Here is a 15521-nt window from a genome sequence, read left to right on the forward strand (position 1 = left end):
AACCCCTTGTGCTCGTTGATTGATCGCCACGACCGCCAGCGACAATAAAGCCTGTAGAGAATAAACACCATGAATTTTGAATTTTTTACACTGGATCAGTTACTTGAACTGTACCATCAAATCTGCCGCCGTATTGACGAATTACGTGAAAAAGAAACCCTTCAGGCTTTAGTTAGGCTGCATCTAAGCATGAAAGGTAACCTTTGAAGCCCGAGATGGGTTTAAGGTAGTTTAGTAACCAAAATCAATCGAAAAAGCGTGATAGTGGGCGGTTGCAGACTCTGAGTGCAACATTAGTGTGTTGAAGCAGGGTTTTCTGTTTGTTCTTTAAAAACTTTGCTAATCACTTCAATTGGGCAGTCGTAATTAAAGCGTTGTCTGGGTCTTATATTAAGCTGGTAAGCGATCGCATCCAACTCTTCCTGTGTAACGCCTGATAAGTCCGTGCCTTTAGGCAAGTACTGACGTATTAAGCCATTGATATTTTCATTACTACCACGCTGCCAAGGGCTGTGTGGGTCACAGAAGTAGATTGCTACGCCCGCTCTCTGTGTAATCTCAGCGTGCTTTACCATCTCACGGCCTTGATCGTAGGTCATACTTTTACGCAGCTCTAGCGGCATTCGGTTAAGTGCTGCACTGAAGCCTTCAACGGCTGAAGTCGCTGTTGCATCACGCATTCGGGCTAAAATAAGATAGTCACTGGTACGCTCAACTAAGGTACCAACAGCCGAAGCATTCATCTTTCCTTTTATAAGGTCGCCTTCCCAGTGACCAGGCATCACGCGGTTTTCAATTTCAGGTGGACGCATATGAATGCTGACCATCTCAGGGATTTGTCCACGTCGATCAACCCCGCCAGCGCGTGGCTTACGGGTTGACTTACCTTGGCGCAGACAGATGATTAGTTCTTTTTTTAACTCACCCACTGGCAGCGCATAGATAGCGTTGTAAATGGTTTCACGACACATGTAGGTGTCTTCGTATCCTGGTAATTTCATAGTACGAAGCCTACCTGCAATTTACTGCGGTGAGAACTTCTGGCGCAGTAAATAAATAACGAAATCAAACAACTCAGAACCTAATATAAGCTTATTTTTAGGTCGGCAAGGGATACGGCGCTGGGTTTTTATTAATTGTGCATTACGAGCTTGGTAGCCAGAAAACAGGCTTGTATTGCGCTTAACTTCACGAGAGATCGTAGAAGGATTACGCTCAAGTGTTCGTGCAATGGCTCTTAAACTAAGCTTTTGAGCTAACCCCACTTGAATGGTGGCACGCTCTTCGATGGAAAGTTCTGTATAATTCATGGCAATACCTTAACGTATTAAAGTTAGGTGTTGCACTCAGAGTTAGCGCCTAAGGTGTTAGGCGAAGATGACAATGGGCGTAAACAACACAAAGTCTCCACAGAGCTTCTGACGCCGATTAAAAAGGTTAAATAGCTTATTTAGGTATGAGTCAAGAACGCCCTAAAATGAACGCTTACGTTTATCTTCCTATAATCCTTTTATGCTTGTTGTTCACCTGGTGCACAATTATTGATTGTTGGTTGCGCGATTTTTAGTGATGGCTTTAAATTGCCAGTCCTAAAACAATATAAAAAGGTATAACCATGGGAATTAAAAGTCTGATATTCGGTCTTGCATTCGCACTCATTTCCTCATCGGCTTTAGCAAATGAAAGGCCAATTACTCTTCGTTTTTCTAATATAGCTGGACCTACAGCTTTTATGACAACCGATTTATTTGCTAACTATTTTAAAGAAATTGAAGAGCGTACTAACGGAAAGCTGAAAATCAAAATGTATTCCGGTGGTACTTTAGTTAATGCTAAAGATACTTTTAGTGCGGTTCAAAATGGTTTAGTTGATATGGCTTGGGGCGTTACCAGTTATACACCTGGTCGCTTTCCTGAAACTGAGGTAGTTGAAGTTCCTTTCTATGCAAATAATATCTACGAAGCTTCCAGTGGTCTTTGGAGTTTGTATGAAAAAAACCTGCTAAAAGGGTTTGATGATGTTTATGTGTTTGCCATAGTGTCATCCGGTATTCTCAGAGCTCATTCCACAAAACCGCTGAAATCTTTTGCAGATTTATCCGGAAATCGTTACCGTGCTGCTGGCCCGTTAGTTGCAAAAGCTTTAAAAATTCTGGATGCTGATCCGGTAGCTTTACCTGTGCCAAGTATTGCAGAAAACCTTTCTAAAAATGTGTTAACCGGAAGTATTAATGACTGGAATGCCGTATTTACTTGGGGTTTGGCAGACTATGTAAAATGGCATCTGGATGCTTCTTTTGGTTCTAGTCCTGTATTTATTACAATTAATAAACGTAAGTATGAGGCACTACCAGAAGATGTTCGTCAGGTTTTAAATGAAATGGGTGGACGTAACTTTATTCGCTACTGGTCTGACAGCCTGGGTGGAGAAAATATTCGTCTGCGTGAAAAGGTTGCATCCTCTGCGCAGGACGTTATTACCGTTCCTTCTGAAGAAGAGGTTATGTTATTGCGTACACGTCTGGATCCTGTTATTGATGAATGGGCTGAAACAGTGCCTAAGGGTCAGCTGATTTGGTCAACTTATCTTGAAGCAATAGAAGCAGTACGTAAGCAGAAGTAACTCATTTAAGCATGCTGTACCAAGGGTATGGCATGCTTAAATATTTTATATAATTGGAGCGGTTATGGTGGAGCAGTCAGATTCTTTTTTGGTTGAGCCGATAAAGCGTAAAACAAGTAGTTTGCTGAACCGGATCTTTGCACTATTTACACGGCTGTGCATTGTTTTTTTAATTATTTTGGCCTTGTTAACCTGTGTTGATGTAATTGCCAGAACTTTCTTTTTTTATTCTTTTTCTGGTACTTATGAATTATCAGAGTTGTTTATTTCGGTGGTAGTGGCCGGCTTAATTGCGTCTTCTTTTTTTGAATCTCATAATATAAAAATTGAGCTTTTTTCTAAATTCAGTATGTTTAGAAGTGGCATAAATAGTTTGCTTGAGATTTTATTATCTCTGGGTGCACTTTCTATTATTAGCTGGTCATTTTTTTCTAAAGTTTTAGAAAGTTATGAATATGGTGATACTACTTCTGTATTAGGTTTAAAAACCTACCCTATATGGATTATTGCTGCACTGGTGTCTGTAATTTTGTTGTTTCTGGTTGCCATATCTATGGTTCGGCTTATATGGCAACATTTGTGTGCTCTTCCAAATGAAAAGCTACTGGCTCCGATGCTGATGGTTGGAAGTATAGTGGTGATAACACTGATGTATTTTTTTCAGGCTGCAAATATTCAGACTTCCCCCGTTTTTCTTGTTGTGGGGGGCTTTATTGCAGCCTATGCACTGATTTTAATTCAGGTTCCTGTAGGTGTGGCTTTATTGGTTGTAGGTGGTTTTGCTATAGGTGGTTATCTTGGTTTAAATCAGGCTTTTGCAATAACTAGAAATGTGGTGGTTGGCACTGCAACAAATCTAGATCTTATTGCAATTCCGCTTTTTTTATTAATGGGTAACTTTGCAACTGTTTCTGGCATGTCTGGCCAGATATATCGGGCAGCATCTTCTGTGCTGGGCAGCAAAAAAGGTGGTTTAGCAATTGCTTCTATTGTTGGTTGTGGTGGCTTTGGAGCCATTTGCGGTTCATCTATTGCTACTACTGCAACCTTTGGTAAAGTTGCTTTCTCTGAAATGGTTGAACGGCGTTATTCTTCTGCGCTGGCTGCAGGAACTATTGCCGCTGGTGGTACCCTGGGAGCTTTGATTCCGCCTTCAGTCGTGCTTATTATTTACTCAATAATAGCTGAAGTATCCATTCAGGATTCTTTTCAGGCTGCACTCATTCCTGGGTTGCTGGCACTGGTGCTCTACTGTGTTGCTATTTTTGTTACTGTTCGTCTTAGGCCGGAACTGACTCCTGAACCACAGGTTTTTAACAAAAAAACAGCGTTAATTGATTTAATCAACGCCTGGCGCCCTGTTGTTCTATTTTCCCTAGTTATTGGTGGTTTATACGGAGGGGTGTTTACAACTCAGGAGGCGGGTTCAGTGGGAGCTGTGTTGTCATTAGTGTTTTTTATTTTTTCTCCTAGTTTCAGTGCTAAAACTTTCTGGGAAAGCCTTCAGGATACAGCACGTAACTCTGCCGCAATTTATTTAATTTACATTGGGGCAAGTGTCTTTGCTGCTTTGATGAGTTTTGCTGGCGCAGCAGATCTTATTTTGGAATATGTAAATCCAGCAGAAACCTCTAACTTAATTATTTTAATTTCACTGGTTGTCATTTATTTAGTTATTGGTACGGTTTTTGATACTGTTGCTGCTGTGTTAGTAACGGCTCCTGTAGTTCTTCCTTTAATTTTAGGAATGGGATATGACCTTGTTTGGTGGGGAGTTGTAACACTTTCTTTAGTTGAGGTAGGGATGATTACGCCACCATTAGGAATTAACGTTTTTGTTATGAAATCTGTAGTGGGTGATCGTATTAAAATGACTGAAATATTTAAAGGTGTTACACCTTTTTTGGTTGCTGATGCACTACGTATCATTCTTTTAGTTAGTTTTCCTGCCATTGCTCTTTGGCTACCTAGTGTTATGTGAGGAAGTTTAATGAATAATCAAGTTGTTATTATTTCTGGTGCTTCTGGTGGTATTGGTCGTGCAGTTGCTAAGCTTTTAGCACGAAAAGGTAATTATCAGCTTATTCTGTGTGATATAGATGACGAGGGTTTAAAAGAAGTTATTAATGATTTACCTGGCGGAGAAAATCAAAGTTTTATTGTTGATGTAGGCGATAAGAAATCTATTAAAAAATTATTCAACGAGCTGTCAGACCAGAATTTAAAAGCTACATTTTTAATTAATACCTTTGGTATTTCTCCTGTAGATTCAAAAGGTGACAGGATTGGTTTGGATAAAACTTCTATTGATCTGTGGGATAGGGTATTTCAGATTAATAGTACGGGTGTTTTTTTAATGTGTCAGGCATTTTTAAATCAGAAAGGTGTTCTGACTGAAAAAGATAATCCTCGTATAGTAAATGTTTCTTCTGCTGCTGCTCAACTGGGCGGGTATAGATCTTGTCCGGCTTATATTGCAAGTAAGGCAGCAGTAATTGCTTTAACTAAGTCAATTGCGCGTGATTATGCCGAGTATGGTGTACTGGCTAATTGTGTATGTCCTGGTCTTATTGATACCAAAATGTTTCAGCAAGGAAACCCAGCTGATAATGTAGCATCTAAAGTGCCTCTTGGTAGGCTAGGAGAAGCAGAAGATGTGGCAGGAGCTATTGCATTCCTGCTTTCACCTGATTCACTGTACATCACAGGTGCCTCGCTTGATGTGAATGGTGGTTATCGGATGGCTTAATTGAAAAATTACATTAATTTATTAATTAGTATGTAATAGGTTAGAGTATTTTGTTTATAACCTAAGCATTTTAAGGTAGTCAGCCTGTTGGTTTAAGGGTTGGCTGCGTTTAACTTGTTGTGAAGAATGTTTAGTTTGTGAGGTGTTTGTGTATAAAATGAATAGAGGGGTGGAGAGGGGACTGCAGATTCTGGAAGCGATTAACAAAATTGGTCGTCCAGCAACCTGTCATCAACTTTCTGAGATGACTGGAATCCACCGGACTACTGTTCGGCGCTATTTAGAAACACTAGTGAAACTTAACTATGTTCAGCGCTCTGCTGATGATGCTTTTTTTTATCTATCACCTAAAGTACGCAACTTAAGTGATGGCTATCGTCATGAAAGTGTTCACTCTGCCAGAACATTGCAGCTTCTTAATGAGTTAACAGAACATATAATGTGGCCTGCTGATTTGTCTACTTTTAAGCTTGATTCAATGATGGTTATAGAATCTACTCATCGGTCCAGCAGGTTATCTCTTACTTCATCTATGATAGGTAAGTGCTTACCTATGCTTATTACTGCCAGTGGTAAAGCTTATCTTGCTAATTGTTCTGAAGAGAAACGTGAATATATTATTGACATATTGAAATCTGGAATGTCTTTAGATTCTCATTTAGCTCACGATAAAGACTATGTTAACCGTACACTCAGTGAAACTATTAGAAAAGGGTACGGGCAAAACTCAGGTGAGTGGGATAGTTATTCAAATATTGCTTCTATTGCAGTTCCTGTTTATGTAAAAGATAATATATTTGGTAGTCTTAATATAATATTTCATCGCTCTTATATGACACCGGATGAGGCAGCAGATAAATTTTATTCCTATTTAAAAAAGCAATCTGAGCGTATTGGTGAAACACTTCAAATATTGTTTTGATTTTTTATTTAATTTAAATATTGTTTTTTTGATTGCAGTTCAAGTCATATTTTAACCTAAACTGCAAATTATTTTTTAATTAGCTAAAAAATCTAATACTAGTTTATTAAAGCGGTCTGCATGTTCCCACTGAGCCCAATGACCACAGCGACTGAATATATGCAGTTCTGCCTGGTGCAAATTCCATAACAGGCGTAGACCAATATCCATAGGCACAAAGCGATCATCGCGCCCCCAGACTATAAGCACAGGTACCTGTATTTCATTTAAGCGATGTCCGAAATCAGGGAATTGTTTGGGATTGGCTTCTATACTTTTAATAAAATTCTCTAAGTGATCACGTCGGGAAAGCATATTGTCCAAACGTGTTTTAAATAATGCTTCTGTTAAATGGCTTGTGTCATATACAAACACATTCATCATGTTTTTAAGGTTTTCAATGCTTGGTTCCCGGTATAGTTTTTGTAATAACTTAATACCTTCGGCAGGCATTGGTGTTGATTGGCTGGGGCCACCTGTGCCACCACCCATTAGAATTAACTTGCGAATACGTTTAGGGTTTTCAAGTGCAAAAGCTGTTACACTATGTCCACCCATAGAATTACCCATAAGGTGCACCTTGTCTAAACCAAGTGCATCTAACAGGCTTTTTAATACTTTGGCATTTAATACTGAACGAAAACCAGTGCAAACGACTGAGTCACTTTTACCCCAGCCTGGGCAATCCATTAATAAAACACGGTAGCCCGCATTTAATAATGGCTCAATATTACGGCTGAAGTTAGCCCAGCTAGTAGCGCCTGGCCCAGAACCATGCAGCATAACAACTGTTTCAGAACCTGCTCCTAAGTCATTGTAATGAATGCGAAAATTTTGGCCATCAGCTTCAACTTCAACAAATTTACTGCTTTTTTCTTCAGAAACTATCATCTGTTATCCTAACCTTTTCTAAAATATATAAAGTTTGAAGTTTATTTTTGAGTGGCACTAATAATGCCATATCCAGCAATCCATTCATTGATTGGTCGGTAGTAATCTTTTTTGGCAATATAATCTCCTGTTGCCTGTAATGCAGAGAAAGCAGCAACCCATGTTCTTATTTCATGTGTTGAGCGGCCTGCAGTTTTGGATATTTCATCGACATCAAAAGCGTCAATGCTCTGTAAGTCGCCTTTAACCAGTATTTCTATAAACTGCTCATCCCACTTGATATTTAATGGGGTTAAAGAGCATTCACTGGTACCATAAATTTTTCCGGCTTCAATCGTACGTGCTTCACGAGCTTTTCTTTCTTCTGGTGTTGGATTACGGCCAGCAATTAAAAATTCAGCTATATCTTCTGGAGCACCATTTAATAAGGGAACAGGTGGTTCATGTGATAAACCGCCAGAACCTAAAATAAGTACACGTTTATTTAAACTGGAGATAAAGTTACCAACGGCTTCACCTAGTTTACGAATACGACGATAAGAACAGAAGGGTGGTGCTGCTGAATTAATAATAATAGGTATTACAGGGTAACGTGTCAGGCTTCCTGTCATTTCTTCTAAGGTTTGAGTGCAGCCATGATCTACCTGTAACCGATGTGATAAAGTCATATCTATATTACTATCTAAAAGATGGCGATGTAATGCTGCGGCAATATCTTTAGGAATAGATAATTTGCCTTGAAGGGTTCCATAATCAGCAACTGATTCTGCATCAGTTGCTAATACAAAAGGTGGCATCAGATCATAAAATAAACCATTATAATGATCGGGTGAAAAAATAATAATTAACTCAGGGTTAAAGGCATCAATTTCTGCCTTGGCTTTAATAAGCTGGTCTTCAACCTCTGCAACAATTTCGGGTGCTGGATCATTGTATCCACGTAGAGGTGTGTGCGACAAACACTTTAGTTTTATTGTCATAGATCTGCCTTAAATTTTATTTATAAGAAATTAACAATGAAGTATATAAACTACTGACTAAAACAGGTGGTTACCTTACCTACTCCTTCAACCCAACCTTCAAACCGATCACCTGGTTCAACTTTAACCATAGGGCCTAAAGCGCCCGTTAGAATAATATCTCCTGCTTTGATAGGTGTACCTAACTCACTTAATTTGCGTACTAGCCAGACCGCTGCATTTAAAGGGTGTCCTAAGCATTCGCTGCCTGAACCTTCTGAAACAACAGTCCCATTACGTGTCATTTGCATTTTTGCACTTTTTAGTTCAAGGTTTGTCAGATGACGTATTGGGCCACCTAGTACAAAACAACCACTTGAAGCATTATCAGCTACGGTATCTACAAATTTAATATCCCAATTACTAATACGGCTTCCAACAATCTCAAATGCAGGCAAAATAAATCTTACAGCGCTAATTAAGTCTATAAGACAACAGTCTTTAATATCTAAGTCTCTATCCATCACCAAGGCTATTTCCATTTCAATTCGTGGTTGTAACACTCTATTAAAAGGAATAGTTTCACCTTCTTCAAAAGCCATATCTGCAAATAGAGTTCCAAAATCTGGCTGATCTACACCTAACTGCTGCTGTACTTTAGAGTTAGTTAGGCCAACTTTACGGCCAACAACTCTTCTGCCAGCCAAAATGCCTGTTTCAACATTAAGTTGTTGAATTTTGTAAGCTGAAGTTACATCCAGTTCGTTAAGTTGGGATCTAATAGGAGCAATTGTCATACTGGTTTTTTCAGCTTCAAAAAGGTTTGCAGCAAGGATTTTTAACAGACTACTGTTTTCACTCATTAATACACCTACTTCATAAAAGTTTTTACTATTCTAATTAAGAAAAATTACAGGTATATGATATTAGTTTTATCATAATTAAACAAAGAAAACATAAAAATGGTGCACTTGGTGCACTTTGGTTGATTTTAAATATGCTTGATTTAAAATTTGCGTTTGAGAGTTGAGTCTAGGTAATGTAATGTAGCTATTATTAAAAAACACTTATTTTTAGATAAAAGTAACTCTAGAAGCGTAATAGCAACACCCCCACCTATTTAGTCTAGCGACAACTATCCTAGTCGGTTTTTGTTGCTTAAATTTTGATTGTCCAAGGTAGGAGGTGGTCGAGCTTATCGCTTTTTTTGCAGAGCGGTAGTTACTCAAACAAGGCTGTAAGTAAGCACTAGGTTTGATGCCATTGGCTTTGGCTGTTTCAACTAAGCTGTAGAGTAATGTATGGCACGAGCCACACTTCTGGTTTTGGAGAATAGGCACAGTCTAGCTGGAGGTAAATGATGAATTAAAAGTGTAAATATAAATTCTAATTTAAATAAGAGGTTTTGACCTTTGGTGACAGAATAAGTTAGGGTATTGATGAAGTAAGTAAAATGGTGGCGGTTAATCCAAGTCAAATTTACAACTAGAAATAGAGGTTGTACGTCAACAAGTTGACGCGTATTGCTTGGCTTTAATTGGTACAGCAAGTTGTAGTGCAGTGCATACTTCAGTATAAATAATGTCCTAAAGTTTTTTCTTAGTAAGAAGGTAGGTTTTTGTACTAAAAAGGTGTTGCTTTGCAATGTACCTGTAATAGAATGTTGCCACAGTATGACATGAGCCTAATTTAAAATTAAGGAAGATTCCTATGCAGATGTTATCCAATTTCCGTGTTTCCTACCGCTTAAGCCTTTTGGTACTCTTGGCGATAATTTCGATCTTTTTAGTTGCTTGTCTGTCTCTTTTTAACCTGTATAACACGACCTTGACTGAGCGTAGAACACAGTTGGTACACTTGGTTGATAGTGGGTACGGCCTACTTAGTGCATTAAATAGTCAGGTTACTCTTGGTAAGCTCTCGTTAACTCAAGCGCAAGAGCAAGCACGTGCGCTTATGCATCAGATGAATTTTGGTGATGATGAGTACTATTATGTCCTCAATCCTCAAGGGGTTTTATTGCTTCATGGTGGCAACCCAAATATTGTTGGAAAAGATTTATCTACTACTTTGCTTTCTGATGGACGTGCTATTTTTAAAGAGATGGGAGGTGTAGTAAATAAAGGTGATGGAGCAAGTGAGTTTTTCAGATATGATTTTGCTAGGCCTGGCGGTAGTGAGCTTTATCCAAAAGAAAGTTATATGAAAGGTTTTGCACCCTGGGGTTGGACTTTAGGTGCTGGTGTCTATTTAGACGATCTTCAATCAGATTTCATGAATAATGTAAAGACAATGGGCATATTCATGATTGGCTCTATTGTTTTATTGCTTACTCTTGTAATTCCTATCGCTAGATCAATCATTGTACCTATTCGTAAATTAGAAGAGCTCATGGTAGTCGTTTCTACAGGTGATTTAACTGTACGAACTAACATCAAAACAAAAGATGAGCTAGGTGTGCTTAGCCAGCGTATTGACTCAATGATATTAAAATTTTCTGACCTTATAAATCATATTGCCAGCTCCACTGCACAACTAGGTAGCGCCTCATCAGAGCTGTCATCGAGTGCATATCAAGCTAATTCAGCACTCAAAGCCCAGGGTGATGAAACGGACTTATTGTCAGCAGCAATGCATGAAATGGCAGCAACAGTTCAAGAGGTGGCACGTTCTGCTAGTGAAACATCTGATGCAATAGATCAAGTTGACAAAGACGCAATTATTGGAAATAAAGAAGTTGAAAATACGATAGTAAAAATACAAACATTGGCCTCTGAAATTGAATTAGCTGCATCGGTTATAAAAGAGCTTGAAAAAAATACTGAGGATATCAGCCGTGTGCTTAGTGAAATACAGAGCATTTCTGAACAAACGAATTTGCTGGCACTAAATGCTGCAATAGAAGCTGCACGAGCAGGTGATTCTGGGCGTGGCTTTGCAGTTGTTGCTGATGAAGTTAGACAGTTAGCGCAAAGAACACAAAACTCAACAGAAGAAATAAGCACAATGAATGAATTGTTACGTAAAGCATCAAATGAGGCAGTAGTGGTCATGGAGCGATCACAAGTTTATGCGCTAGAAAGTGTTGAATCAGTAAATCTTGCGGGTACTGAATTACAAAAAATACTTCAGAGTATGCAATTGATTAGAGACATGGGGATTCAAGTTGCTACAGCAACTGAAGAGCAAGGGAATGTAACAGAAGAAATGAGTACAAGCTTAGTTTCAATTACTGAAGCCTCGTTACAAACACGAGCTGGAGCTACTGCAGTTGCAGAAAGTAGTGAAGAGCTTTCTGAAATGGCGGCCAATTTACAGAATCAGATTAGTAATTTTAAAATTTAAACTATGCAATATTAGTGATATAAATCCATGTTTTCAATTAAGAGTTTTAAAATAAAAAAAAGAGGCTTACTTACAGTAAAAAGTAATAGTGGTGGTTTTAGTAATTTTTTTAATGATCAGTTTAATTATGCTTTAAGAGATTTGGAAATAAAGCTAAACAATCAAGGAAGCTCATTGAGTAGCATTATCAGTATGACTATTTATTTAGATAGCGATAAAGAAACTGAAGATTTAAATCTGGCTTGGAATAATTTCTTAAGCACTAATAGACTAAAACTTGATAAAAAAATACTAATACAACCACGTGTAGGTAGAGAAAATAAACAAATAGAAATAATTGCAACAGCTCTGATACATTAGTTTGTTTGGCTTAACAGTGCCGCTAGTAATGACTTTTGATTTATTTTTAGGGACACAAATTCACATTGCTATTGCATGATTCAAGCTTAACAATATACATATATTAGATTGAAAATAAGCTTTTCTAGGCTTTAAAAATAAAGTTTTATGGTTGTCCTAGAAAGTATTAAAAATAGGGTAGCATAAAGTTTAAGTTAATCAGATAATATAAAATATTATGTTAATTAAAGTTTGCTAAAAATTATCTCGTTATATTTTAGGAAAGCTCAAGGATGGAATATATTATGTCATATTTTTTATTAAAGCTTAAAAAAATCAGAATTCACTCTTTAATTGTGATTCTAAGCTTTATAGGAATTTCTATTACACTATTTGGTGGTTTTTATGCTAGCTATAAAATACAAAAAAGTGAATTGCTATCAAATACTATCCAAAATAACATGGTTTATGTATCAAAAGTAGCATCATCGATTGATTACTTTAACTTTTTTGTTACAAGGCAGATATCTAAATCTGTAAATTCATTATTTAAAGATCAAGAAGGTATGTATTTAGTAGAAAATGAATTAAGAAGTTTTTTTATAAATTTTAATGTTTTTAATGGTTTCTTTATTACTAATAATAATGGAGATCTGATAAATGATAAGGGTAATAAGTATCTTTTGGATAACAATAATATACAAAACATCTTAACTAAGCCGTATGATGCAGACTCTGATATTGATGCTTACATAATTTTTACTGGTGATGAACCGAGTTTAGTATTACGCTATCCTTTAAAATTTGATAGTCAGTTAATTGGGTTTGCTTTTGGAATTATAGATTTTAAAACCGAAAGCGTACTTAAAAATATTATATCAGATCATTATCACACGGATGGCTCCTATACTTTCTTATTAAATAATAATGATTTTGTAATTTATCATCCAGATAGAGAAAAAATAGGAACAAAAAAAATTACTAATCAGGCTATTGAAAAAAACAAATTAAAAATTTTTTTAAAAAATAAAATTGATTTTTCTAAATTCATAATAATTAATAATGAAGGCGATAATTTTTTAGGAAGCTCTGTTATGACAAGTGAGTCTAAGTTTAAAGTTGTTATTTATAGGCCTATAGAAAAAACAGTAAAAATCATGGAGGAAACAATTATAAAAGTACTTTTAAATACTTTTATAATAGGTGTTATAGTTATACTGGTTATTTATTTTTTCGCCAAGTTGATTTCAAGGCCAATTAATCAATTAGCAGAAGAAGTTTATTTTGAAAACTCACAAGGGTTAAAATCTCGAATCAAATGTATCAATGCGTGGTACTTTGAAAGCTCTAGATTAAAATCTGCAATACTTAAGGGTATTGATTTAGTTGGGTCACAAATTATTGCACTTGAAGCTGAAACAGTAACTGACTCACTAACTGGGCTTTATAATAGAAGAGGGCTTAATAAATTAATTTTGGATTTAAATAGTACAAAGTCTATTTACTCTGTGTTAGCAATTGATATTGATTATTTTAAACAAGTTAATGACAAGTTTGGTCATGGTGTAGGTGACTTGGTTTTAATTGACCTAGCAAAAATAATGATGTCACTACTAAATGAAGGTGAGTCTATAGCACGAACTGGTGGAGAAGAGTTTATTTATATAATACCAAAAAAAGATGAGCACTATGTAATTAATAAGGCTGAGTTAATTAGGTCTAAAGTTGCTGAGTATAAATTCAATACTGTAGGTTCTATAACTGTTTCTATAGGTATTGCTACAAGTTTGGTAGTTGGTGAAAATAAAAGTGACCTAATTAATAATGCTGACAATGCATTATATAGTGCTAAAAGGCTTGGTCGTAATAAAACAGTTGTATACTTTGATGAGTAATGCAGATCGCAGCTAAACTTATCAGTATTACAGTCTGTATTTATTAAAGTATTACTTGATTCGTATTTTTTAATGCTAGTTGTTTTCCTAGGTAGGCTATTTAAAGAATGAATAATGAATTAAAAATGCTCATCATCTAGTTTATTAAAGTATGAGCCCATGGGACATTATTGAATTATTAAGCCATTCGTATTTATATTCAGACCTCTTTGCTAAGAGGCATAAGGGATAGTAAAGTAAAAGTCACAATTCAACTTTTTTTCCAGCGTTATTTTCATCTTTCTATCAACAATCGTCACAGCGGCTTGCTTGTGGTATTTGCCAACAATAGTATCAAGCTCCCAGTCACCGCCCTTCTTTGCTGTAAGAGGCCATTGTTAAACTCGGGTTGGTAAGTTAGATTTAAACGGTGTTGACTTTCGGTGACTCGTGAAGCTAATATTATATTCTCAGCTAAAATTTTTGATCTTAGCTGAGGTATGGCGAGATCTTGTTATCTCCTCATAAAAATTGGGCAAGTTTTGCTACTTGTCCACTAGAAACGATTAATATTAATCGTTAACACTAATTACTAGCTTTGCTAGAAATCACTTTCTTGTCGAAATTAAAAAAAGCTGCAGTCATGTTTTTATGCTTGTTGCTCTAAAATCAGGTTCTGCTTTTGTAGACCCACTTTTTTTTGTGGCTTTTTTAGCTTCAGAAAAACAACCCCTCAAAAAAACTGCTGGCTTTTAAAGCGGGTTTTTCTGTTTTTTTAATTCAGAAAATACTGCTAAAAAAGCCAACGGATTTGCTGTGTTTTTTTAACAGCAAAACTGCAATTTGATCTGATTTTATAAGAAGCTTTTTAGCTTTAGCAATTCTGACAATTAAGTGGGTATTTTATGAGCAGTGTAATTAATGTATTGGATGTTCCTAGCTCGATTAAAGAGCTTGAAGAAAACTCTGTTGTCATAATAAAAGAGTTGATTAAGATTCCAGCAATAATAAGAAGCCAGGGATTTAGTAAAATAACTAATTATGATACTGGGCCTAAATCTGGTTATTTCTATACTCGATTTATTTGTTACTCAATAAATATCTATCTAGCAAATAACTTTCCATCTAGAGAAATTAATGCTAATTTTGATGCTTATCATATTGAAGAAGGTAAATACAATAACTGCATTTTCTTCTGTGTTCAGCTAAAAGGTGATTTTGACTCCTTGATAAGAAATAAGTTAGAAGGGCTTGTTAATAAATTAAGGTCAGATACAACAATAATTAAAAAAGACCTTTTTTCCAAAGAGCTAGATAGTGATTTAAAATACAATGAAAATGAAACTAAATGCTTAAAAGAGGTAGTTAATGACTTCTTAGCAAAAAACTCATCGAGAGATATTAATAATAATTTTTCTGTTGGCTTTGGACTTGATGATGATAAACAAATACCTGTTAAATCCTATGTTGAATATGAAGTAACAAAAGAGTTAACAATCGAGATTGAAGGGATTGCATTGCAAAATGGATTTATAGAGTCAGATAACCAAATATCTTTAATTGTCTTTTCTGGTGAGGACTACAGTAAGCATGAGAAGGTTTTTCTTAGTATCAGTGATGTAAAGCACATTGATGTTCTGATTGAATCTAGAATCCAAAATAAGAAGCTGAAATTTAAAGCTTATAAAAAACAAAGCGTCGGCAGACCCGATAAATATGAGCTGAGAGCATTAGAGATAATCGAAGACAATACTTTTAAGCTGACTAATTAATTTTATAA

At 36.3% G+C, this 15521-nt stretch carries 13 protein-coding genes and 1 pseudogene; 9 read left to right on the forward strand and 5 right to left on the reverse strand.

Going from position 1 to position 15521, the window contains the following annotated elements; all coding sequences use genetic code 11:
* The first annotated feature begins 69 nt into the window (after nt 1-69).
* Entirely contained in the window at nt 70-207 is a 138-nt protein-coding gene (locus H571_RS15915; RefSeq protein WP_156887854.1) for a hypothetical protein, read from the forward strand.
* Nucleotides 208-293: 86 nt separating this feature from the next.
* Here the strand turns inward: H571_RS15915 and H571_RS14635 are convergent.
* Nucleotides 294-1310, reverse strand: a pseudogene (locus tag H571_RS14635) (IS30 family transposase).
* Between the two features lie 305 nt (nt 1311-1615).
* Between H571_RS14635 and H571_RS0107590 the strand changes: the two are divergent.
* From H571_RS0107590 to H571_RS14640, 4 genes are all read left to right on the forward strand, one after another.
* Nucleotides 1616-2623 (forward strand): TRAP transporter substrate-binding protein, encoded by a 1008-nt coding sequence (locus tag H571_RS0107590; protein WP_036217894.1) that lies wholly within the window; start codon nt 1616-1618, stop codon nt 2621-2623.
* Nucleotides 2624-2687: 64 nt separating this feature from the next.
* Nucleotides 2688-4604 carry a TRAP transporter large permease gene (locus tag H571_RS0107595; RefSeq protein WP_084482748.1) on the forward strand — a complete coding sequence of 639 codons (1917 nt, stop codon included), beginning with the start codon at nt 2688-2690 and terminating at the stop codon, nt 4602-4604.
* Nucleotides 4605-4613: 9 nt separating this feature from the next.
* Nucleotides 4614-5372 carry an SDR family NAD(P)-dependent oxidoreductase gene (locus H571_RS0107600; RefSeq protein WP_027848775.1) on the forward strand — a complete coding sequence of 253 codons (759 nt, stop codon included), beginning with the start codon at nt 4614-4616 and terminating at the stop codon, nt 5370-5372.
* Nucleotides 5373-5529: 157 nt separating this feature from the next.
* Nucleotides 5530-6294 (forward strand): IclR family transcriptional regulator domain-containing protein, encoded by a 765-nt coding sequence (locus H571_RS14640; protein WP_036217896.1) that lies wholly within the window; start codon nt 5530-5532, stop codon nt 6292-6294.
* Nucleotides 6295-6369: 75 nt separating this feature from the next.
* On the opposite strand, the gene H571_RS0107610 is transcribed toward H571_RS14640, so the two are convergent.
* The 4 genes from H571_RS0107610 to H571_RS16340 all read right to left on the reverse strand — a co-directional run bounded on the left by H571_RS0107610 (nt 6370) and on the right by H571_RS16340 (nt 9523).
* Nucleotides 6370-7224 (reverse strand): alpha/beta fold hydrolase, encoded by an 855-nt coding sequence (locus H571_RS0107610; RefSeq protein WP_027848776.1) that lies wholly within the window; start codon nt 7222-7224, stop codon nt 6370-6372.
* Between the two features lie 41 nt (nt 7225-7265).
* Complete coding sequence (locus tag H571_RS0107615; RefSeq protein WP_027848777.1) at nt 7266-8204, reverse strand: 3-carboxyethylcatechol 2,3-dioxygenase; 939 nt, start codon at nt 8202-8204, stop codon at nt 7266-7268.
* A gap of 50 nt (nt 8205-8254) precedes the next feature.
* A complete protein-coding gene (mhpD, locus tag H571_RS0107620; RefSeq protein ID WP_027848778.1) occupies nt 8255-9046 on the reverse strand; it encodes a 2-keto-4-pentenoate hydratase in 792 nt (263 codons plus the stop codon).
* 210 nt (nt 9047-9256) lie between these two features.
* Nucleotides 9257-9523, reverse strand: a complete 267-nt coding sequence (locus H571_RS16340) for a transposase domain-containing protein (protein ID WP_156887855.1) — start codon at nt 9521-9523, stop codon at nt 9257-9259.
* A 370-nt stretch (nt 9524-9893) separates the two neighbouring features.
* On the opposite strand from H571_RS16340, the gene H571_RS0107625 reads away from it, so the two are divergent.
* From H571_RS0107625 to H571_RS0107645, 4 genes are all read left to right on the forward strand, one after another.
* Nucleotides 9894-11528 (forward strand): methyl-accepting chemotaxis protein, encoded by a 1635-nt coding sequence (locus H571_RS0107625; RefSeq protein ID WP_051168228.1) that lies wholly within the window; start codon nt 9894-9896, stop codon nt 11526-11528.
* A gap of 27 nt (nt 11529-11555) precedes the next feature.
* Nucleotides 11556-11888 carry a Rid family hydrolase gene (locus tag H571_RS0107630; RefSeq protein WP_027848780.1) on the forward strand — a complete coding sequence of 111 codons (333 nt, stop codon included), beginning with the start codon at nt 11556-11558 and terminating at the stop codon, nt 11886-11888.
* Nucleotides 11889-12172: 284 nt separating this feature from the next.
* Nucleotides 12173-13762 carry a sensor domain-containing diguanylate cyclase gene (locus H571_RS0107635; protein ID WP_169445766.1) on the forward strand — a complete coding sequence of 530 codons (1590 nt, stop codon included), beginning with the start codon at nt 12173-12175 and terminating at the stop codon, nt 13760-13762.
* An 884-nt stretch (nt 13763-14646) separates the two neighbouring features.
* Nucleotides 14647-15513, forward strand: a complete 867-nt coding sequence (locus tag H571_RS0107645; RefSeq protein ID WP_027848782.1) for a hypothetical protein — start codon at nt 14647-14649, stop codon at nt 15511-15513.
* The last annotated feature ends 8 nt before the right edge of the window (nt 15514-15521 follow it).

The organism is Marinospirillum minutulum DSM 6287, assembly GCF_000422325.1.
Lineage (GTDB): Bacteria > Pseudomonadota > Gammaproteobacteria > Pseudomonadales > Halomonadaceae > Marinospirillum > Marinospirillum minutulum.